The organism is Hymenobacter properus (assembly GCF_015694735.1).
Classification (GTDB): domain Bacteria; phylum Bacteroidota; class Bacteroidia; order Cytophagales; family Hymenobacteraceae; genus Hymenobacter; species Hymenobacter properus.
On the sequence record NZ_JADQDP010000002.1, the window covers coordinates 400,325 to 421,975 of the forward strand.

At 62.6% G+C, this 21,651-nt stretch carries 12 protein-coding genes; 6 read left to right on the forward strand and 6 right to left on the reverse strand.

Features of this window, described 5'->3' with window-relative positions; all coding sequences use genetic code 11:
* Positions 1-461 precede the first annotated feature (461 nt).
* Together I2I01_RS07865 and I2I01_RS07870 are read left to right on the forward strand one after the other, a co-directional pair.
* A complete protein-coding gene (locus tag I2I01_RS07865) occupies positions 462-8,636 on the forward strand; it encodes a T9SS type A sorting domain-containing protein (RefSeq protein WP_196285900.1) in 8,175 nt (2,724 codons plus the stop codon).
* Positions 8,637-8,761: 125 nt separating this feature from the next.
* A complete protein-coding gene (locus I2I01_RS07870; protein WP_196285901.1) occupies positions 8,762-9,682 on the forward strand; it encodes an NAD(P)/FAD-dependent oxidoreductase in 921 nt (306 codons plus the stop codon).
* Between the two features lie 63 nt (positions 9,683-9,745).
* Here I2I01_RS07870 and I2I01_RS07875 read toward each other — a convergent pair whose 3' ends face one another.
* Positions 9,746-10,300, reverse strand: a complete 555-nt coding sequence (locus I2I01_RS07875; RefSeq protein ID WP_196285902.1) for an RNA polymerase sigma factor — start codon at positions 10,298-10,300, stop codon at positions 9,746-9,748.
* A 445-nt stretch (positions 10,301-10,745) separates the two neighbouring features.
* Here I2I01_RS07875 and I2I01_RS07880 point away from each other — a divergent pair, with 445 nt between their 5' ends.
* Positions 10,746-11,459, forward strand: a complete 714-nt coding sequence (locus I2I01_RS07880; RefSeq protein WP_196285903.1) for an alpha/beta fold hydrolase — start codon at positions 10,746-10,748, stop codon at positions 11,457-11,459.
* 123 nt (positions 11,460-11,582) lie between these two features.
* Here the strand turns inward: I2I01_RS07880 and I2I01_RS07885 are convergent, their stop codons facing one another.
* Positions 11,583-13,892 (reverse strand): patatin-like phospholipase family protein, encoded by a 2,310-nt coding sequence (locus I2I01_RS07885; RefSeq protein ID WP_196285904.1) that lies wholly within the window; start codon positions 13,890-13,892, stop codon positions 11,583-11,585.
* Between the two features lie 234 nt (positions 13,893-14,126).
* Between I2I01_RS07885 and I2I01_RS07890 the strand changes: the two genes are divergently transcribed.
* On the forward strand, positions 14,127-15,641 hold the full coding sequence (locus I2I01_RS07890; RefSeq protein ID WP_196285905.1) for a hypothetical protein: 1,515 nt from the start codon (positions 14,127-14,129) through the stop codon (positions 15,639-15,641).
* Between the two features lie 9 nt (positions 15,642-15,650).
* On the opposite strand, the gene I2I01_RS07895 is transcribed toward I2I01_RS07890, so the two are convergent.
* Positions 15,651-16,025: a DMT family protein gene (locus I2I01_RS07895; protein ID WP_196285906.1), complete on the reverse strand. Its 375-nt coding sequence runs from the start codon at positions 16,023-16,025 to the stop codon at positions 15,651-15,653.
* Positions 16,026-16,190: 165 nt separating this feature from the next.
* Here I2I01_RS07895 and I2I01_RS07900 point away from each other — a divergent pair, with 165 nt between their 5' ends.
* A complete protein-coding gene (locus I2I01_RS07900; RefSeq protein ID WP_196285907.1) occupies positions 16,191-17,102 on the forward strand; it encodes an ion channel in 912 nt (303 codons plus the stop codon).
* Positions 17,103-17,246: 144 nt separating this feature from the next.
* Here the strand turns inward: I2I01_RS07900 and I2I01_RS07905 are convergent, their stop codons facing one another.
* The 3 genes from I2I01_RS07905 to ruvX all read right to left on the reverse strand — a co-directional run bounded on the left by I2I01_RS07905 (position 17,247) and on the right by ruvX (position 19,557).
* Complete coding sequence (locus I2I01_RS07905; protein WP_211537876.1) at positions 17,247-18,224, reverse strand: zinc dependent phospholipase C family protein; 978 nt, start codon at positions 18,222-18,224, stop codon at positions 17,247-17,249.
* Between the two features lie 166 nt (positions 18,225-18,390).
* A complete protein-coding gene (gene def, locus I2I01_RS07910; protein WP_196285908.1) occupies positions 18,391-18,999 on the reverse strand; it encodes a peptide deformylase in 609 nt (202 codons plus the stop codon).
* Positions 19,000-19,131: 132 nt separating this feature from the next.
* Positions 19,132-19,557, reverse strand: a complete 426-nt coding sequence (gene ruvX / locus I2I01_RS07915) for a Holliday junction resolvase RuvX (RefSeq protein WP_196285909.1) — start codon at positions 19,555-19,557, stop codon at positions 19,132-19,134.
* Between the two features lie 417 nt (positions 19,558-19,974).
* On the opposite strand from ruvX, the gene I2I01_RS07920 reads away from it, so the two are divergent.
* A complete protein-coding gene (locus I2I01_RS07920; protein ID WP_196285910.1) occupies positions 19,975-21,648 on the forward strand; it encodes a S41 family peptidase in 1,674 nt (557 codons plus the stop codon).
* Positions 21,649-21,651 lie beyond the last annotated feature (3 nt).

Sequence of the window (21,651 nt, forward strand, 5' to 3'; positions counted from 1 at the left end):
TATAAATGATAAGTGATTGATAAATAGGATTTTATATAGAATGGGTAAACGTAGCAAATTATTAATTTAAGGCCAAATCCGATTTGAAATTGGCTCCGTAATTAGTGGCTGCATTCCGACCATAGTGCTTATTTCTAAGCCGATTCGATATAGGTTGTTGAGGCGCCACAAGGCTTAAAAAATTTATTGTAAAATAAAATATATGACTTTTTCAATTTGTTTTTAGGATGGCATTTTCAGGGTTGCCCTCTTGAGCAAAATGAAAGTAGCATCATGTCTGCCGTTCACCTCCTCTTTTGGCGCGTTTGCCGGCGGACCCGGTGGGTTAAACGAAAGCAATACAAGAACATCTGGCATTAAAAATACTTTTGTAACCGGGGAAATCAATTGTGCATTCGCTTGCCCGCCCCACTCAGAATTGTGCTTCCCATTTTCTGATTTTTCACAATAAGTTTTTTTTCATGAAAATAAACATACCTATTAGGGCCCTATTGTTGGCTTGGGTCAGTCTCATAAGTATTGAGACGTGGGCCCAAACCTGCAACCAAACCACGACCTTTAACTACGCCACGGCCGCTCCCGGCAGCCGCAAGGCCGCCAGCGATGTGGTAGGTGGTACCACACTGACTACCAGTGGCTACACCTCGACCGTGACCGGGACGAACACCAACTTATTCTCGGTGGGCGCCGATGCGGTGTTGGGCACTGGTAATTACTTGGTGTGGAAGCAGAACAACGTGGGCGTGACCGGTGCCAACGTAGCGACCGTTACCTATACGTTCAGCCGGCCGTTAAGCAATTTCACCATCCGCCTTACCGACATCGACCAGGACGTGCAGCCCACTTCCGCCACGCCGGCCGACTTCATCGACCGCGTGACGTTCGACGGCTACGACGCGGCCACGGGCGGCAACCTCGTCACGCTGACTACTGCCAACGTGACTGTGGGCACGAACAACACCAACCGCTTTGTGGGCTCGGGCTCGGGCCTCACGGCGGCCACGACGCCGCAGTTCAAGACCAATGCCGTGACCGGCATAGCTGCCAGCGCTGCTGACCGTGCCAGCGACGTGACCGTGCGCTTCCCCAGCCCGATTCAGCGCTTGGTGCTCACCTACGAAAACATTGCCCCGGCCAACACCACGGCCGACCGCACGCAAACCACGGGCATTGTAGACCTAGCCTGGTGCGCCCAGTCCGACATTCAAACGACCATCAGCGGGCCAACCAGCGCCTCGTTCAACTCGACGGCCACCTACAGCGTGACCACCCAGAACCTGAGCGGCGACGTTGCCAACGGCGTGGTGCCCACGCTGACGCTGGTGCCCAACCTACCCCTGGCCAGCCTGACGCTGCCCGCCGGCGCCACCTACACGGCCAGCACGGGCGTGGTCACGTTTGCCACCATCAACAACCTGGCGACCGGCGCGGCCAACGCCGTCACGAACTCGGTCAGCTTTGTGATGCCAAACCAAACCGTGACCGGCAAAGCCGCTAGCTCGGCTTCGCCCAACGACGGCACCGTGGCCAACAACAACGGCACAGCTACTGCCGCCAACATTACCACCACAGTAGCGGCCAATACGCCGCCCGTGGCCAACAACGTGACCAACTCGCCGGTGCTGCCTAACAGCAGCCCCGCCACCGCCATTGCTCCGCTGAGCGCCACCGACGCCAACGGCAATGGCTCCATTGTGTCGTATACCCTGGTGACCGTGCCCAACCCGACCACGCAGGGCACGCTGTACGTGAACGGTGGCCCGGCCCGCGCCGGCCAGGTGCTGACCCCCACCCAAATTTCGCAGCTCAGCTTCGCGCCGGTGGGCACTTATGTGAACGCATCTTCGCCCACCTTTACTTACTTGGCTACCGACGACCAAGGTGCTGCTTCAAACACTGCTAACTACATCATCCCCACTAGCGCCGGCTCGGCCGACGTGGTGACGACGATTTCGGGCCCCACCGCTGCGGCGGCCGGCCAGACGGTGGCCTACCAGGCCATCAGCCAGAACAATGGCCCCAACTACGCCCAGGCCGTGGTGGCTACTATTCAGCTCCCGGCCGGTACCACGGGCGTCAACGTAACGAATGGCAGCTATAATCCTTCGACTGGGCTGGTGACGTTTGACGCCGTAGGCATTGCTAGCGGCGCCTCGGTGGTGAACTCGGTGAGCTTCGTGGCGCCCACGCCAACCAGCGGCAGCGTGAACGTGACCGGCAAGGCCGCCAGCACCAGCTCCACGGCCGACCCTGCGGCAGCCAACAACAACGGCACCGCCGCCGCGGCCAACGTGACCACGACGGTGGGTGCGGCTAGCACCGCCGCCACCCCCGGCCCGTGCCCGACCACGCCCAGCACGGCCACTACCCCTACGGCCGCCATTGGCAACCAATACTATGCGGTATCCAACCAAACGACCACGGCGGGCACGACCACGGTAATCACGCTGCCCAGCCTTAACCAAGGCTACGGAGGTAGTACGGCTGCCATCAACAGCGGTGACTTACTGCTGATAGTGCAGATGCAGGGAGCCGACATCGACGCCACCAACACGGTGAGCTACGGCAACGGTGTGCCCAGCGCACCCGTGAACGGCAACCTCTCCAACAACAATTTCACGGCGGGCCGCTACGAGTATGCCATCGCCAGCTCGTACAATGCTCCGAAAAACAACCAAGACGGCAGCGTAACCCTCAGCACCGCGCTGCGCAACGCTTACTCGAATGCAGATGCTACTGCTGCGACCGGTCAGCGCCGGTTTCAGATTATCAAAGTGGCGTCTTACCAAAGCCTGACGCTAAGCGGCAACCTGTCGCTGCAAACATCGGCCGGCGGCCAGGTGTGGAACGGCCGCGTGGGCGGCGTTATCGCGCTTGACGTGCTGGGGACGCTTAATTTCAATGGTTTTAATATTGATGCTTCGGGTGCCGGCTTCCGCGGGGGCGCGGGCATTGAACAGGCCGGCGACGCCACCGCTAGCGGCACCGACTACCGAAACCTAGCTTCTAAAACCGTGCACGGCGCCAAAGGCGAAGGCATGGCGGGTACTCCCCGTTTCACCAATAACGGTGGCGCTACAACGGCCGCAACCGATAACGTAGCGGAAGGCTACCCCAGCGGCAGCAACGGCCGCGGCGGGCCCGGCAATGCCGGCGGTGGCGGCACCGACGCCAACCCGGCGGCCAACGACCAAAACACCGGCGGCGGCGGCGGCGCCAACGGCGGCCAGGGCGGCCGTGGCGGCAACTCGTGGAACAGCAACCAACCGGTGGGCGGGGAGCCCGGGGCCGCCTTCGCGGTGGCCAGCACCAACCGCCTAGTGATGGGCGGTGGCGGCGGCGCCGGCACCACCAACAACGGCACCGGCGACAACGCCAACGGCTTCGCCAGCAGCGGCGCGGCCGGCGGCGGCCTGGTGCTGATTCGGACCGGCTCGGTGAGCGGCGCGGGTTCGGTGCTGGCCAACGGCGCCAATGCCAACAACAGCGTGCTGAACGACGGCAGCGGCGGCGGCGGCGCGGGTGGCTCGGTGCTGCTCACGGCCAACAATACGCTGGGTCTGCCCAACATCATTCTGCAAGCCAACGGCGGCAACGGCGGAACGAACACCCCGGGCGCCGACCCCCACGGCCCGGGCGGCGGCGGTGGCGGCGGCTTTGTGTACACCAACGGTCCGGCGTCGAGTGCCTCGTCGGCCAACGGCGGGGCCAACGGCCTCACGCTCGCCACGAGCGGCACAACTGCCTACGGCGCGCAACCCGGCTTGGCCGGGGTGGTGAACAAGAACATTGGCAACGTCATCACCAACACCACGGCTGGCATCAACTGCACCTTCGACTTGATTTCGGACCTGACTGGCCCGACCACGGCCGCGGTGGGCAGCACAGTGAACCTGAACGTAGACTTCTATAACAACGGTGGTACGGCGGCCAGCAACGTGGTGCGCACCGTCACTCTCAAAGTGCCGGTGGCCACGGTTATTACCGCTACCGGCGGCACAGTGGGCGCCTACAACGTGGCCGCTGGGACTTACACGGTCACCTACCCGACCCTGACGACTATGGCCGGTGGTACCATTACTTCTTTCGGTATCTCGTATGTGGTGGCTGCAGGCACGACTTCGGCGGTGGCCAACTCCAACATCACGCCGGCCGCCGACGCAGTGCCGGCGAACAACACCGACCAGCTGACGACCACCATTTCGACCAATGCCGACGTGGCCACTACGCTCAGCGGCCCCACGTCGCTGTACGCTGGCCAGCCTTCGGGTACTTACACCGCGACCTTCACCAACAACGGCCCGGCAACGGCGGTGCAGGTGACGCAGAAAGTAACTCTGCCCACCGGCGTCACCAATGTGGTATTGCCCACTGGTGCTACCCTGGCGGGCAACGTTATCGACTTCGGTACGGCAGCTACGCTGGCCAGCGGCGCCACTAACATGTTCACGTTCAGCTACACCGCTTCGACCACGCCTACCGCCTCGACTCCGGCCACGGCTGCCAACACGCTGACCAGCAACACCACGACTACTTCCGGCCAGGGCGGCATCACCGCCAACGACGCCGCCTCGCTGGCCCTGACGGTGGTGGGTACCGCCGACGTGCAGGCTGCTATCACGGCTTCGAACGCCACGGCCACGGCCGGCGGCACGGGTGCCAACCAAGGACAGTTCAACGTGACGTTCCGGAACACCGGTGCGGTGGCGGCGGCCGACCCTTCGCTGATTGTGGAGCTGGTGCCTAACCTGACCAACGTTACCATTGGCGCCATCACGGGCTACACCGCGGCTTACGACGCCACCACGGGCCTTGTAACGTACACGCCCACGGCGGCCGGGACTACCCTTGCGGCCGGGACTACGCTGGCCACTTCGGCCATCAAGTTTGACGTGCCGGCCACCGGCCCGGTAACGGCTACGGCCAATATTAGCACCAGCACCAACGAAGGCGGCCAGACGGCCAACAATTCGGCATCGGCTTCCATCAACGTCACCCCGCAGTTCGACGTGCAGACGCGCATCGTGGGGCCCACTTCGGTACCGGCCAACGGCACGGTGACTTACGATGTGACGACCTTCAACGCCACCAGCACCCAGACGACGGGCTCTATCTCGCCGGCCTTGAACGTGGTGCAGACGGTGCAGCTGCCAACTAACCTGACCAACGTGTTTGTGACCAACGGCGGCACGTACGACAAGAGCAGCGGCTTGGTGACCTTCCCGGCCCTGCCCAGCCTGGCGCCCGGTGCCAGCGTCAACAACGTCATCAGCTACAGCCCCACGGCTGCCGCGACGGCCTTCGCTGTGACGGCCACGGCCACGCCCAATACCACGGCGGCCGGCGACCTGAACACGGCCAACAACTCGGCCGTGGTGAACCTGACCGTGAACGCCGCCACGGCGGCATCGGCCAACCTGTACACGACCATCACGGTGCCGAGCAATGCGGTGACCGCCGGCAGCACCGTCACCTTCACGGTGGCTTCGGGCAACGCCGGCCCGGGCGCGGCCACCAACGTGACCCAGACGGTGTCGTTGCCGGCCGGCCTGAGCGGGGTAACCGTATCGGGCGGCCCGGCAGGCGCCACAGCCAGCAACGCCAACTACAACGCTACAACCGGCGTGGTTACGCTGCCCACTATTTCGGGCGCAGTGACTTCGGGCTCGGCGTACACCTACACCATCACGGCCACGGCTCCCGGCGGGGGCACCATCACGGCCATGTCGACCATCGGCTCCGACACGTCGGACCCCATGCCCAGCAACAACCTGTCGAACGTGGACGTGACGGTGAGCCCCACCACCAACGACCTGGCAACGACCATCACGGGCCCGGCCTCGGTGCTGGCCGGACAGGCCGTGACCTACACGGTGACCACCCTCAACAACGGTCCCCTGACGGCTACGCCGACGCAGACCGTTTCTATCCCGGCCGGCCTGACGGCCAGCCAGGTGACCTTTGGCGGCCCGGATGCAGCGGGTGCCACTTACGACGCCACGACCGGGCTGGTCACCTTCCCGCAGGTGGCAAACCTGGCGCCCGGCACGCGCCGCGAAAACACCGTGACCTACCTAGCGCCCAACGTGCCCACGCTGACCAACGTGGCCTCGGTAACGGGCTACCGGATTGACAGTGCGCCGGCCAACAACGCGGCCACGGCCAGCACCACCGTGATTCCGAACAGCGACTTCACCGTGGCCATCAACGGACCCGCCACGACGGTGGCGGCCGGCAACCTGGTGACGTACACGGTGACGACGACCAACAACGGCCCCTCGGCCAGCAATGGCCAGACGACGACCGTGCAACTGCCGGCGGGCCTGACTGGCCTGACGTCGGTAGCCGTCTCGGGCGGCGGCACCTACAACAACGCCACGGGCCTGGTGACCTTCCCGGCCCAAACCAACCAGGCACCTGGTGCAGCCAACGCCATCGTGAACACCATCACGTTTACGTCGCCTTACGTGCCCGAAATCACAGCTGCCGCCACGGTAACGCCCACCGACGCCAGCAATGACCAGATTTTCAATAACAACTACGCGGCCACGGTGACCACCCTGGGCGCGCAGACGGCCGCTGTGGCCGACGTGCAAACGACCATCACGTCCAACCTGGAAACGCAAGCGGCCGGCTCGGCGGTGACGTTCACCGTGACCACGGTGAACGCCAGCATCACCACGGCGGCCGCTCAGGTGGCCCAGAAGGTGCTGCTGCCGGCCGGCCTGACCGGCGTGACGATTTCGGGCGGCCCGGCGGGCGCTACGGCCAGCAACGCCAATTACGACGCCACGACCGGCGTGGTCACCTTCCCGGTGGTTGCCTCGATGGCAGCCAACACGACCAACACGTACACCATCACGGTGAACGCGCCCGGCACAGGCCCGCTGCTGGCCACTGCTGCCGTAACCGATAACACCTCCGACCCGAACCTGGCCAACAACATTGCCAGCACCTCAGTGTCGGTAGCAACTCAGGTGAACGAGCAAATCTCGCTGGCGGGCCCGGCACAAGTGCAGCCCAACACGCCCGTGACCTACACTGTGACGACGCGCAACAACGGCCCCTCGACGGCTTCGAACGTGAACTACTCGGTGCAGCTGCCGGCCGGCCTGGGCACGGTGACCGCCTCGGGCGGTGGCACCTACGACAACGCCACGGGCATCGTGACCTTCCCCGCGCTCAGCACCCAAAACACTGGCGCGACGAATCAGGCCCTGAACACTATCACCTTCACCTCGCCCACCTACTCGTACACAGCGGTGGCCAGCGTGACGGCTAGCGGCGATATTCTGGCCTCGGACAACACTTCGTCGGTGACCACGCAGGTGAACTACCTGCCCGTGGCCCTGCCCTTGGTGAATACCGGCGTCAACTACCGCGTCCCCGAAGGCAACACGGCCGACCAGCTCGCGCTTTCGCCGGTGCAAGGCACCGATACCGACCCCGGCACGGTGGTGAAGTACATCATCACGTCGCTGCCCACGGCGGCCCCCAGTGGCAACAGCCCCGGGGTGCTGTACTACAACGGCGCAGTGGCCACCGTGGGTACGGTGGTGACGGACGCCACCAAGCTGACGTTCGACCCCGCTGCCAACTTCGTGGGCAATGCTTTCTTCACCTACCTGGCCGTCGATAACCAAGATGGGCAGTCGCTTCCGGCGCTCTACACCATCCCGGTGGGCCAGGACAACGCTGCAGTTTACACGGTTATCACCAAGGGTGGCAATGCCAACCAATACCAGAACGGCGACGTGGTGGCCTACGGCATCGACACCAACGGTGCCCTCTACAATGCCTCCGGCCTGGTGTACAACGCCAACGGCACCCCGGCCACGGGCACGGTGAACAACGGCATCGTCACCGGTTCCATCACGGCTGCCAACACCGCGGCCCTGACGGCGGTGGGCATTGCCTATAACGCCACCACCGGCTTGTTCACGGTAACGGACCGCACCAAGCTGCCCCGCGCCGGCCAGACCATCCCGGTGACCATCACCACCACCGACCTCTACGGCGGTATCACCACGCAGACCTTCAACCTCGTGCTGGGCGCCAACCCGCTGCCGGTGGAGCTGACCGACTTCACGGCGACGGCAGTGAAAAACGTGGACGCTGCCTTGGTGTGGCACACGGCTTCGGAGAAGAACAACGACCACTTCGATGTGGAGCGTAGCTTGAATGGCACCGACTTCGTGAAAATCGCGCAAGTGAAAGGCCAGGGCTCGAGCTCGGTGGCCACGCCCTACGGCCTGACGGACGCTGGTATCGGCCGCAAGGCCACCGGCTTGGTGTACTACCGCCTCAAGCAGGTCGACACCGACGGCACGGCGACCTACTCGCCGGTGCGCACCGTGGCCTTCACGGGCACCGCCACCGCCGAGCCGGCCATCACCCTGTTCCCGAACCCCGCCACCTCGACCACGCAACTCGACCTGACGGCGCTGCCTGCTGGTAGCTACCAGGTGAGCGTGCTCGACGCCACGGGCCGCATGGTGCTGAGCGTAACGCGCGAAGCCGGCTTGGCCCAGGCATTGGATGTGAACACCATTGCCAGCGGCACCTACATGGTGCTGGTGCGCGGCGTGAGCAACGGCCAAACCATTAACCTCACCAAGCGCCTTATCAAGGAATAAGGCCGCTTCCGGCCTAGCCGGCGATTTGACTAAAAAGCCCTCCCCACGCTGGGGAGGGCTTTTTTGCTTTTATCACAACCCCAGCGCCGTGGGGGCAGTTACAGCAACCGACGTTTCTTCTACTTATGCAATACGATGTTTTGATAGTGGGTGCGGGCAGCGCCGGGCTTTCGGCGGCCCTCACGTTGGGCCGCTGCCTGCGCCGGGTGCTGCTGGCCGACGGTGGCCGCCCCCGCAATGAATGCTCGCCGGGCGTGCACGGTTTTCTCACCCGCGACGGCGTGGCCCCCGACGAGTTGCTGCGCCTGGGCCACGAGCAGCTGCGCCCCTACGAAACGGTAGAAGTACAGTGCCTGCGCATCGAGAGCATCACCCGGCAGGATGGCGGCTTCCGGGCCACCGGCCGGGGCACCGCCGACGACGCGCCGTTTGAGTGCAACGCCCGGCGCGTGCTGCTGGCCACGGGCGTGTCCGACGTATTGCCGCCGCTGCCGGGCTTTCGGGAATTGTGGGGGAGGGGCGTGCTGCATTGCCCGTACTGCCACGGTTGGGAGGTGCGCAACCAACCCTTGGCCGTGTTCGGGCAGGGCCGTACCGTGACGGGCCTGGCCCTGCTGGTGAGCCGCTGGAGTTCCGACATTGTGGTGGTTACTAACGGCCCGGGTCACCTCACGCCCAACGCCCGCCGCCGCCTGCGCCGCCAGCACATTCGCGTGCACGACGCGCCCATTGCCCGGCTCATTGGCTCGCCGGCGCGCGACTTGAAGTGCATCGAGTTCGAAGACGGTAGCCAGCTGGAGCGAGCCGCCCTGTTTCTGCACGCGCCGCAGTTGCAACGCAGCGCTTTGGCCACCGACATGGGGGCTCGCCTCACCAGCAAGGGTGCCGTGTGGGTGGATAGTGGAATGCAGACGTCCATTCCGCGCCTCTACGCCGCCGGCGACACCACACCCGGCGCCCAGCAAGCCCTCATTGCCGCGGCGGAGGGCAACCGCGCCGCCATCCTTATCAATGAAGGTCTGACGCGGGAGGAGTGCCCAAAGTAAGGAGGGGATGAGCCTATAATACTGCCATTCTTCGCGCAGCGAAAGGAAACAGTATTATAAACGCTACTTCGCCATATTGCCCAATACCAGCAGGGCGGCGCGGGCGCGGGTTTTCACCGTGGCCAGCGGAATACCGAGTTGCTCAGCAGCTTCCACCTGCGTGCAGCCGCCGAAGTAGAGCAGGTCGATAACCTCGCGCTGCCGGGGCTTGAGGCGCAGCACCAACTCGCGCAAGCCAATGTGCTCGGGATTGAACGAAGCGGGGGCCGAGGCCTGCTGCGCGCCGCCCACTTCCAACGACTTGTTGGCGCTGTGGAAGCGGTGCCGCGGGCTACGCATCGCATCAATGGCCTGATTGCAGCACACGCGCACCATCCAAGTGAAAAGGCGGCCCCGGGCGGGGTCGTAGCGGGCAATGCTGAGCCACACTTTCAGCAGGCCCTCCTGCAACACGTCCTGCGCCAGGTCTTCATGCCGCACCAGGCGGATAATGACTGTGAGCAGGTTGCGGGAATAATGGTCATGCAGGAGTCGGAGAGCCTGTTCGTCACGGGCAAGGAGGCGCTGCACCAGCGCGTCTTCGTCCGCTGCCGACAGCAGCGCCTGAGTTGATTTCATGGAAAGAGTGTAACTGGCGCTGGCCGGTGGGCGGCGAGGGGCAGAGCTTGCAATAAAAGAACGGAGGATGGGGCTAGTACGAGTTTATTGCAGATAGAGGCTATGTATAAGTACGTAATCTAGAAGTTAATGAAGCGACCCGAAGACGGGCTATGGCGTTGATATCGGGTAATTGAAGCGCACTTACGAGCCGGAAAGGGGCTGCGGTTTGCATTACTGGCGAAAAAAGTTGACTACTGCGCCTGAAATGCTGATGCACAACCCGATGCTGACCGATGCCAACGGCGCGCACCGAAGCAGATAATAGTTATTGCTACGCTTCCATCCGCCGGAAGAAAATGGGATGGTGAAGGCAAATTTTCGCCCGGAGGCAAAACAAGTAGGGAAGCAGACGGCTTTTTCAGGCCGGCTGCGTACAGTAGCGCTTACGCCCCACTTTGCTGCTATGTCCCACACCATTATCGCGTTGCACTGCTGGGCCAGCTCGGGCCGTGAGTACGACTTGCTGCGTCAGTTGCTGCCTGCGCCTGCAGCCCTACTCGCACCCGACCTCCCCGGTTTTGGCGGACAAGCGGTGCCGGCAGGGTACGATTACTCGGTGCGGGCCTATGCCGACTGGATAGCCGCTTTTATCGCGCAGCACCACGTGGCCGATTTCACCCTCATTGGCCACAGCATGAGCGGCAAAATGGCGCTGGCGCTGGCCGCCCGGCAGCCGGCGGGCCTGCGCCGCCTGGTACTACTGTCGCCCTCGCCGCCCGCCGGCGAGCCCATGACCGACGAGGACCGCGCCGCTTCCGTGGCCGCCCACGGCAAACTGGAAGAGGCCGAAAAAACCTTCCGCAAAATCACCCGCCGTCCCATCGCGCCCGAAATCCGCGCCCGCGTCATCGCCGACAACCTGCGCACCACCCAGGCCGCTTGGACGCATTGGCTGCTCGAAGGCGCGCGCGAAGACATCACCGCCCTGATGCCGCGCGTGCAAGTGCCCTGCCACCTGCTGGTGGGCGAAGGCGATACCGCCATTACGCCCGAAAGCCAACGGCACCTCACGCTGCCGCTGTTGCCGGCTGGCACGCCCTTCCGCGTGGTGCCCGGTGCCGGCCACCTGCTGCCGCTGGAAGCGCCAGACGAGGTGATGGAGGCGGTGCGGAGGTAGCTTGAGTATTACGAAAACCTGTCATCCTGAGCGCAGCGAAGGACCTTACCACGTCAGAATATTCTAGCGTGATAAGGTCCTTCGCTGCGCTCAGGATGACAGAGTCGCTTGGTAGTTAGATTCCTACTCCAGCGCGCGGCTGCGGAACAGCAGGAAGCCCAGATGCCCGTACACACCGAACCGCTCGGCTGGGTCGTCGTAGAAACGGGCGTGCACGGCCAGCGGGCCCACCGGCGTCTGGAAAATCAGGCCCGTGCTGGCCGTCAGGCGGGGTCGGTCGAGGCCGGACTGGCGCACGGCCACCTGCTGTTCGCCCTGCTTCAGGGGCTGGGCGTTCACGTGCACGTACACTTCGGAGCGCCATTCCAGCTTTTTCAGGAAGGGCTGAGTGTAGCGCAGGCCCACCGCGCCGTAGCGCGCCGAGCGGTAGCTGTCCAGAAACAGCGTGCGCGTATCGGGCAGCGGGGCAAAAACCGGCGCCGTGGTTTGCGAAGAGCGGTAGTTCGAGAACGTGCCCTGCGAGCTGGCCATCAACTCGGCGAAATAGCCCCAGGCGTGGCGGTCGCCCTTCAACACAAAATACCGCTCCACCGTGGCCCGAAACTGCAGCCACTCGTGGTGGGTGGAGCTGCCCGGCTGCTGGCCCGTGGAGCCGGGCGTGTAGTCGGCTTCGCCCGTCACGCCGCGCAGCGTGTACACGTAGCGGTGGCCGCTGGTGGCGTACTGCTTGCGGTTGAGAGTGTTGCGGGCCAGGCGTAGCGCCGCCGTGGCCCCCCGAAACACCGTGGCATCAAGTACATCGGCCGAGTTGATTTCCTTAGAGTTGGTGTATTCGTCCTTGGTCACGAAGGTGGCCAGGTCGAGCAGCAGGCGGCTGCGGTAGGTGGGACTAATGCCGAACTGCCCGCCCAGCTTGGTGTCCTGCTGCCGCACCTGGGTGCTCAGCACGTCGCGGCCCAGCAGCCCGCCGGTGTTTTGGTAATCCCACTGGTTATAGGTGACTTCGGGCTCAATAAAGTAGGAATACTTGGCCGGCACGCTGATGCGGAACGAGCCGTGCGCGCCATTGTAGAAGCGGCCCAGGCTCACGTCGGCCGAGGCCGTGTAGAGCAGCCGGCGCAGGTAGCGGTATTCGAGCCCGAAGTACAGGTTGTCGATGGGCCGGTTGGAAAGCACGAAGCCCAGCTCCGTGCTCACGTTGTTGTTGCGCTGGGCATCCACGCTGAAGACGTAGCCCTGCCGTGCTGCGTCGTAGCGAATGCGCGGGTAGATGTTCTTGAAATAGTCGTCCGACGCCAGGCGGTAGTAGCCTTCCTCTAAGTCGTCGAGCGTGTATTCGCGGCCGGTCTTCCGGAAAAACCGCGCCGCATACTCGTTCTGGTCGGGCCGCAGGCCGTTCACTTTCACGTCGATGAAGCGGGGCTTGGGGGCCAGCGCCTGGAAGGCCAGCCGGCGCTTCTGGAGCTCGGTCGAGTCGACGCGGCGGCCGATGCGGGCCTTTATTTTTTCCATGTTGCGCAGGGCGGCCGTGTCGCCTTCGGCAATAAAGTCCTTCACCCGGTCGAAGTCGCCCACGCCCATGCCGTCGAGGTCAGGCTGAATGTAGATGCCGTTTTTGCCCACGCTGCCCGTGTCGGCCACGCTCGTGCCCAGAAAGGCCACCGTGCTGGCCAGCAGCTGGTCGTCGTTTTTGGGGTATTTCTTGAAGGCCACGTCGCCCACGTTCACCCCAATGATGATGTCCGGGGCGAAGGTTTTCTTCATTGTATTCGTGGGGAAGTTATCGTACACCGCCCCATCGTAGTAGTACTTGCCGTCGAGGTTGCGGATGGGCCGGAACGCCAGCGGGAAGGCCATCGAGTTGCGAATGGCGTCAGACAACGAGCCCGACTTCTGCTCCACCACCTGCCGCGTAAACACCTCCGAGGCCATGCAGCGGAAGGGCACAAACAGCTTGTCGAAATTGTAGCCGCTGCTGGCCGAGGCCGGCGCCAGCATGCGGGTCAGGGCCAGGTTCAGGTTCAGGTCGTTCACCAGGTTGGTGCTCACCCGCGCCTTGAAGGTCGAGTCGATGGCAATGCCGAGCCGCAGGGCCGAGGGCGAAGGTTCGGCCGTGAGGAAATTGAATGTCTTGCTTTCCAGTGGCTTGCCCGATGTCCAACGCTGAAACTCGGGCGTGAGCACAATCTGCTCAATTTCCTCCGGCGAGTAGCCGGCCGCGTACATGCCGCCCACCACGGCGCCCATGCTCGTGCCCACGATGTAGTCGATGGGAATGTGGTTTTTCTCCAGCTGCTTGAGCACGCCAATGTGGGCCAGGCCTTTGGCCCCACCGCCGCTGAGCACCACACCCACCTTCTGGGCCTGGGCCGAAAACCTAAAAACACCTGCCAGCAGCAGCGCCAGCAGCATCCGGGAGCAAAATTGAGCCATAAAATGCAGAAAAGCGCGCGGCCCAGAGCCGCGCCGCTGCGGCTGGTACGCCGGGCCGGCCCGCTAGGTTTTTGCCGGCCGTAGCCAAGCAACAGCTTGCTGATTGGCAGCGCAATGGCACGGGTAGTGAGGCGTCGACGCGGGGCCGCACATTTATTTCTATAGCAATAATCTATATTGCTATCCTGGCTTGGCGGCGCACCGTCCTGCCGCCATCATCCCTGCCCATTGCTTATGAAAAACGCTTACTGGCTGCTCATCTTGCTATTCTCTATCACGGCCCGGGGGCAGAATTTCCGTCCGTTTCGGCCGGGTGCCTCGTACGAGTTCAGTCAAGTGGGGAGCGACACACTCTACTCGTTGCGACTGGAACGCGCCGGAGTGAGCGGCGGAACCGACTCGGCCTACTTTTTCAATTCCCGCGTCGGTCCTAATCTAGGAGCGTCATACGTAGCCAATTGTCGCAATTGCCGCTATTCAGATAACTTGTTTGGCGGCTATCTGGAAGTACGCAGTGCCGGAACCGCGCAGGAAGAATACCGACTGATTTTTGGTGATTATGCTAATATGCAGTACTTCAAGGTGTTTGTCTTGCGTCCGCGCGCGCCACTCAATCAGGCGTGGGGGCTATACGGACAGGGAAGCGCCGAAACGGCTCGCGTCACGGCCCGCGGCTTAGTTACGGTGCTAGGGCAGACAGACTCGGTGGTGACCATCACGTCTTCGGCTGGCAAAATATGGCGACTTAGTAAAAACAACGGCCTGGTAGAGGGCCCCTCACTGAGTGATGTCCGGCTTCGGGCGGCTAACCGGGTGCGGCAATTGGTGCTAAGCGCAGTGCCCGGCCGCCGTCTGGGCACCGCGCAACTCACGCCCCAGGCTATTTACGATTTTCAGCCCGGCGACGCATTCTGGTACAATACTTCCGAGTATAATAGTGGCGTGCCCGCCCCTTCCCCTTTTATCTACAACTACAACTACGTAGACAGCGTCCTCACGCGCACGGCTAGCCGCACGGGCGACACACTTACCTATCGCATCTGGCACTGCGCGGCTTCCCGCCAAACTTATGGCCAGATTATTACGTTGGTTGTTTCCAGTCGCACAATGTCCCGCTTTGCCCGGGGTACCGGCGAATACGTGCCCGATGGGCCCCGGCAGCGCACCGGAGGCGTTATGCGCGATGCCATCCGTTCGGCGCAATGGAACCGCCGGCCTGTTTGGCGTTACGATGGCCGGTATAGCTGGAGTGGGGGTAGTTTTAGCACCCCTCCCAACGACTCGGTCTGTCTGCAAAGGCCGTGTGTCGACTGCGAACTCTATGAAACTTACGCTGTCGGGCTGGGCCGAACCAACCACATTGAATACAATTCCTCCTGCTGCACCATAACCACCAATTTGATTGGCTATCGGAAAGGCACTGAAACCTGGGGCCAAACGCCGCGCCAAGCCTGTCGGCCCCTGGCCACGGCCGCCAGCCGCCCGGCCGCCACTACGGCCGCCTTTCCCAATCCCTTCGGAGCCGAGCTGTCCGTAGCTTTCACCCTTGCGCATGCCCAGGCTGTGGCCCTCACGTTGCACGACGGGCTGGGCCGCGTGGTGCTGGCCTGGCCGGCGGCGCTGTTGCCGGGCGGCGCTCAGCAGGTGGCGCTCCCTACCACCGGCCTGCCAGCAGGCGTGTACAGCCTGCACTTGCGCTTCGTTGGCGAAGGCCGCACCGAAGTGCTGCGGGTAGCCAAAGCGCAGTAGCGCCGCTTCTTACCACTTCTTAAAAATCACATACACGGCCGCCACCAGCAGCACAAAGCCCACAATGTGGTTCCAGCCCAGCTTGTCCGTTTTGAACACGAACACCGCGCACAGCGTGAACACCGTGAGCGTGATGACTTCCTGAATGACTTTGAGTTGAAACAGGCTGAACGGCCCGCCGTTTTCCTCAAACCCCAGCCGGTTGGCCGGCACCTGAAACACGTACTCAAACAAGGCTAGCCCCCAACTCACCAGGATGACGCCCACCAGCCCCAGCTTGGCAAACCAGGCCATTTTCTTGAACAGGTGCAGGTGGCCGTACCAGGCAAACGTCATGAAAAGGTTGGAAATGGTGAGCAGGATGAGGGAGTAAACGCCTTTCATGAAGGGAAGGGGTAAAGCAAATAAGAACGTCATGCTGAGCTTGTCGAAGCATCTCTACCGCTGAAGTAACTTATTCGTTGCAACGAAGCGATAAAGACGCCTCGGCAAACGGACGTCGGATAAAGCATGACGTTCTTTGGCAGCGGTTATTAGCCTTTTATTCTCATGCCCACGCTCGACCCTGGCATTGGCGAAAAATTCTCGCGCCGCACCCAGCGCGCCATCAACCACGACGGCACTTTCAACGTGCGGCGGCGCGGCGGCCCCCACCAGCACGACCCTTATCAGTGGCTCATCACCATGCCGTGGTGGCCGTTTATCGGCATTGTGGTGGTGTTTTTCACGGTGCTGAACGTGGGTTTTGCGCTGGCCTACATCGCGCTCGGGCTCGATGATTTGCCCGGCGTGGCCGCCCCGCACGGCTGGTGGCAGGACTTTCTCAGCGCCCTGTTTTTCTCCATCCAAACATTCACCTCCGTCGGCTACGGGCACGTGTACCCCGGCAGCAACGGCAGCGGCTTTCTTTCCAGCGTGGAAGCATTGGTGGGTGTACTCACCTTTGCCTTGGCCACGGGCTTGCTATACGGGCGGTTTTCGCGGCCTACGGCGCGCATCCTGTTCAGCCGCACGGCCCTCATCAGCCGCCGGGCCGATGGCACGCCCTGCCTGCAGTTCCGCATTGCCAACCTGCGCAACAGCATTCTCATCGACCTGCAGGCCCGCGTCATCCTCAAAACCGTGGACGAGGCCACCCTCGACCAGCGCTACGACCTGCTGCCCTTGGAGCGCAGCGCCATCAGCTTCTTCCCCCTCACCTGGACGCTGGTGCACGACATCACCCCCGAAAGCCCGCTCTACGAGTTGCAAGCCGAAGACTACGCCCGGCTGGGCATCGAAGTCATCGTGCAGCTCAAAGGCTACGACGACACCTTTGCCCAGGACGTGCACGCCCGCAACTCCTACACCCACGACGAAATCGAGTGGCACCGCCGCTTCATCCGCGCCTACGAAGTCGGCGATGACGGCATCGCCGTGGTCAACCTGGACCAGGTGCACGACACCGAAGCGTTGCGCTAATAAAAACGTCTGTCATCCTGAGCGCAGCGAAGGACCTTATCCAGTCAGAACGTTGTTCGTTCCGTGGTGATAAGGTCCTTCGCTGCGCTCAGGATGACAGACGTTTTCTGTTGTGTATTCCCGATAATGCCAGCTGAAGCCCGCTTACTCGTCGTGCCCCGGCACCACCCGCGTGGGGGCCACAGCGGTTTGTTTGGCCTCCTGCTCCAAGCGCAGCTGCTCTTTTTCGGAAGGCGTGCGCGGCAGCTGGCGCAAATCAGGCGAACCACCGTCTACCCAGCAGGTAAACCAGAAGTCGCCGATGAGTCCCGCTGCGTAGCGCATCTGCCGCTCCACCTGCCCGTTGAGCCGTGCGTGGTAGGCCCGGCTGAACTCGCGTGAGTAGGCCCGCACCGTGTTGTTGCCGCGCTGCTCATAGCCGTATTTCTGGTCGCCTGCCATCTGTGCCGTCAGCTGCTTCTCAAACAGCAGCACCGAATCGACGGCCGCGTGCGAGCGAATCACCGCGGCCCAAATGGCGTTGGTGGGGTTTTCCAGGTATTCGGCCTTGCCCGTAAACAGGTCGTAGTCACTGCTCAGCAGCTCGGGCAGGCGCGATTCCCACAGCCCGTGAATGCCGCGCTGGCCGGTGAGCTGGCCGTTGTAATTCTTGGTGGTGTGCAGCGGCACGCAGGCATCGGCCACGTAATGTCCCAGGTCGGCCGAGAGGCGAAGAATGCGGTCAGTGTCCTTGGCCTTGAAGGCGGCGGTGAGCTGGTTTTTCATGGCCACCACGTTCCAGGGCACAATGCCGTGGCGCTGCAAGGAGTCTTCGCCGTAGCGGGCCACGGCGTCGGCATACTTGCGCGGCAGCTTATACTCGGCGCTGTCGCCGTAGCGGTCCACGTCCAGAAAGTGTTTGGGGGCTTCGTCGGGCACAATGGTGCGGCGCGAGTCAGGCCGCGTAGCATTCACCGTCAGGTAGTCAATGTTGGCTTTGTAGAAGCCTATCATGCCCGGCGGCAGGGTGTACACCGCCAGCCGGTTGAGCAGCCGGTGCCCAAAAAAGCCCCAGGCTTGCGCCCGGTAAGCCACAAACAGTAAGGGCAAGCAAATCAGCAGGAAGTAGCCGTATTTTTTCACGAGTAACAAGATACGGAGCCGGGGGCGTAACTATTCAAAGAAACACTATGAAACCTGTCATCCTGAGCGCAGCGAAGGCCCTTATCACGTTAGAAACTTCTGGCGTGATAAGGGCCTTCGCTGCGCTCAGGATGACAGGATATAAAGTTTACCGCGGGATAAATACCTACCGCCGTTTGCCGTCGGCGGCAAACTTCATGCGGTAGTCGTGCCGCACGTCGCCCTTGCTGATGCGGGCCAGCTTGCCCTTGAGCAGCTGCTTCTTAAAGCCCGAGAGCTTGTCAGTGAACAGCACGCCTTCCAGGTGGTCGTACTCGTGCTGGATGACGCGCGCGGCCATGCCCGAAAATGCTTCTTCGTGCACCTGGCGGTTTTCGTCCTCGTAGCGCAGCACAATGTCGGCGTGGCGCGTCACCAGCTCCCGGATGCCGGGAATGCTCAGGCAGCCTTCCTCAAAGCCCCATTCCTCGCCGGTTTCGCTCACCATCTGCGGGTTGATGAAGGCCCGCTTGATGCCCTGCTCGGGCACTTCGCCCTCTTCCAGCTCGGCCAGGTCTTCCTCGTCGAGCTCCACCATCGGCCCCGAGTCCATCACAAATAGCCGGATGGCCTTGCCAATCTGGGGAGCGGCCAGGCCCACACCGTGGGCCGAGTACATGGTTTCGTACATGTCGGCGATGAGCTGCTTGAGCTCGGCCGCAGGCAGGTCGGCGGGCAGGTTCTTGGCTTTGGTTTTCAGCACGGGGTCGCCGATGGCGACAATGGGGTAAATCATGGTATCAGGGACTATATGGCCGTCATGCCGAGTGCAGCGAAGCACCTCGCGTGCTATAGTAAATAATTACTGGCGGCGGGCAAGATGCTTCGCTGCGCTCAGCATAACGTTTCTTTAAAACAACTAAACCGGTTACACTTCCCGCATCAGCGGCGATTCGAGAAAAGACTGTAAAATGAGCGTGGCGCTGACGCGGTCCACGGTGGCTTTGTCGCGCCGGGCTTTCTGGCCGAGGCCACCGGCCAGCATGGCCGCGTGGGCCATGCGCGAGGTAAACCGCTCGTCGAGTTCGTGCACGGGCACCTCGGGCAGCTCGCGGCGCAGCGTGCGCAACAGGCCCACCACGGCGCTGGTGGCATCGGTGGGCTCGTTGAGCAAGGTGCGGGGCATGCCCACCACCACGGCCCGGAGCGGCTCGCGCTGGTGGTAGGCTTTCACATACGCCACTAGGTCTTTGCTGTGCACAGTTTCCAGCGGCGAGGCTATCATGCACAGCGGGTCGGTCACGGCCAGGCCCACGCGCTTGTTTCCGTAGTCGATGGCAAGGATGCGGGGCATGGCAGGGCAGGAGAAGCGAAAAAAGTGACGCAACCAAGGTTGCAACGGCAAAGATACGGACAGAGGCAGGGAGGTAATCCAAAGCCCGTCGGTAGCAGCATAGCCTGCTGCATCCGACGTTTTGAGTCGGCATTGCCCAGGCCGCAACTCGCCGTGAATAAAGGCTGCTTCATCGAAAGTGATTCATGCCGGTATAAATAAAGTTACAAATTGCAGCGCGTTTTTGCTGGCATTCTTAATTCGCCATAAATTGTAATATGGCAATAAGAAGGCCTGTTGTTTACTTAATTTAAGATTGTCATAGGATAAATCTTATAAAGTGTCGGGATGCAATATTTGGGGCTTTTAGGCTGAGAAAATTTCAATAGCTTTGAACTCCATTATTCTATACCCTATTCGAACACTTCTATTCTTTACATGTCCGATTCGCCGTTCGATTCTTTAAAGAAGACCCGGCCCGTTGCCTCCCGGCGGCGGGCTGGGCTGCGGCAAATTCTCATGCTGGGACTGGCCATGGGCTGCGGCGTGCTGGTGGCCAACAACCCCTTCCGACCCTCTTCCGAAAACCCCGATGCTACCGCCCGTGGCTACCTGCGCTTCAAGGAAATACTGAGCTACGTGGACCGTGACTACGCCGACTCGGTGGATACCGAGGGCCTGGCCGACTACGCCGTGACGCAGATGCTGGAAAAGCTCGACCCGCACTCGGTGTACATCCCGGCCCGCGACCGGCAGAAGACCGATGCTTTCCTGCAGAGTGACTACGACGGCGTGGGCATCGAATTCAACGTCTTCCGCGACACCGTGACGGTGGTGGCCCCGCTCAGCGGCGGCCCGGCCGAGCAAGCCGGCGTGCAGCCCGGCGACCAGATTCTGAGCATCGGGGGCAAGCGTGTGTCGGGGGCCCGCCTCAGCACGGCCCGCCTTAGCGAGCTGCTGCGCGGCCCGCGCGGCAGCAGCCTCACCCTGGAGCTGCGCCGCCGGCATCTGGCTCAGCCGCTGCGCCTGAGCGTGGCCCGCAGCCGCATTGCCAACTCGTCCATCGACGCGGCTTATCTAGTGGATGACCAGACCGGCTACATCAAGGTGAGCCGCTTCGCTTCGAATACTTACGACGAGTTCAAGGCCGCATTGGTCGATTTGCGGCGGCAGGGCCTCACGCGCCTCGTGCTCGACCTGCGCGGCAACCCCGGCGGCTACCTCGACCGCGCCACCCGCCTGGCCGATGAGTTCATCGGGGGCTCGCGCAAAATCGTGTACACCGACGGCAAGGGCGAGCAGTACGACTCGCAGACCTACGCCAAAGTGGCCGGCGAATTTGAGGAAGGCGCCCTGGTGGTGCTCGTGGACGAAGGCAGCGCCTCGGCCGCCGAGGTGGTGGCCGGCGCCCTGCAAGACCACGACCGCGCCATCCTCGTTGGCCGCCGCACCTTTGGCAAAGGCCTCGTGCAGCAACCCATTGCCCTGAGCGACGGCGGCGAGCTGCGCCTCACCATTGCCCGTTACTACACGCCGGCCGGCCGCTCCATTCAGAAGCCCTATGGCGCCAACTACGCCGAATACAGCGCCGACGTGGCCAACCGCGCCGCCCGCGGCGAGCTGCAGTCGGCCGACAGCGTGCACTTTGCCAAGGAACTGCGCTTCCGCACCGACCACGGCCGTACCGTGTACGGCGGCGGCGGCATCATGCCCGACGTGTTTGTGCCGCGCGACTCGGTGGCCCACTCGGCGTATTACACCAAGCTGCTGGCCCACGGCGTGCCCCGCGCCTTTGCCCTAAGTTTCTACCAGGGCCACAAGGCCGAGCTAGAAGGCCTGCGCTTTGAGCAGTTCAACGCCACCTTCCGCATTTCCGATGCGCAGCTGGCGAGCCTCACAGCCCAGGCCGCCCAAGATGGCGTGAAGGCCGACGGGGCCACCGTGCGCCGCTGCGCGCCGCTGTTGCGCAACCTCCTCAAGGCTTACATTGCCCGCAGTGCCTACGGCCTAGTGCCCTACTACACGGTGCTGCGCGAGCAGGACGCCGAGCTGCAAAGCGCCCTGCACGCCGTGAGCGACAGCTCGGCCCAGCTGGCGCTGCTGGGGAAGTAGGAG

Excerpts from the sequence above, each read along its gene's own strand:
- I2I01_RS07880 (WP_196285903.1), top strand. The coding sequence starts at position 10,746 with ATGTCCCACACCATTATCGCGTTGCACTGCTGGGCCAGCTCGGGCCGT.
- I2I01_RS07885 (WP_196285904.1), bottom strand. The coding sequence starts at position 13,892 with ATGGCTCAATTTTGCTCCCGGATGCTGCTGGCGCTGCTGCTGGCAGGT.
- I2I01_RS07895 (WP_196285906.1), bottom strand. The coding sequence starts at position 16,025 with ATGAAAGGCGTTTACTCCCTCATCCTGCTCACCATTTCCAACCTTTTC.
- I2I01_RS07890 (WP_196285905.1), top strand. The coding sequence starts at position 14,127 with ATGAAAAACGCTTACTGGCTGCTCATCTTGCTATTCTCTATCACGGCC.
- I2I01_RS07900 (WP_196285907.1), top strand. The coding sequence starts at position 16,191 with ATGCCCACGCTCGACCCTGGCATTGGCGAAAAATTCTCGCGCCGCACC.
- I2I01_RS07920 (WP_196285910.1), top strand. The coding sequence starts at position 19,975 with ATGTCCGATTCGCCGTTCGATTCTTTAAAGAAGACCCGGCCCGTTGCC.
- def (WP_196285908.1), bottom strand. The coding sequence starts at position 18,999 with ATGATTTACCCCATTGTCGCCATCGGCGACCCCGTGCTGAAAACCAAA.
- I2I01_RS07865 (WP_196285900.1), top strand. The coding sequence starts at position 462 with ATGAAAATAAACATACCTATTAGGGCCCTATTGTTGGCTTGGGTCAGT.
- I2I01_RS07870 (WP_196285901.1), top strand. The coding sequence starts at position 8,762 with ATGCAATACGATGTTTTGATAGTGGGTGCGGGCAGCGCCGGGCTTTCG.
- I2I01_RS07875 (WP_196285902.1), bottom strand. The coding sequence starts at position 10,300 with ATGAAATCAACTCAGGCGCTGCTGTCGGCAGCGGACGAAGACGCGCTG.
- ruvX (WP_196285909.1), bottom strand. The coding sequence starts at position 19,557 with ATGCCCCGCATCCTTGCCATCGACTACGGAAACAAGCGCGTGGGCCTG.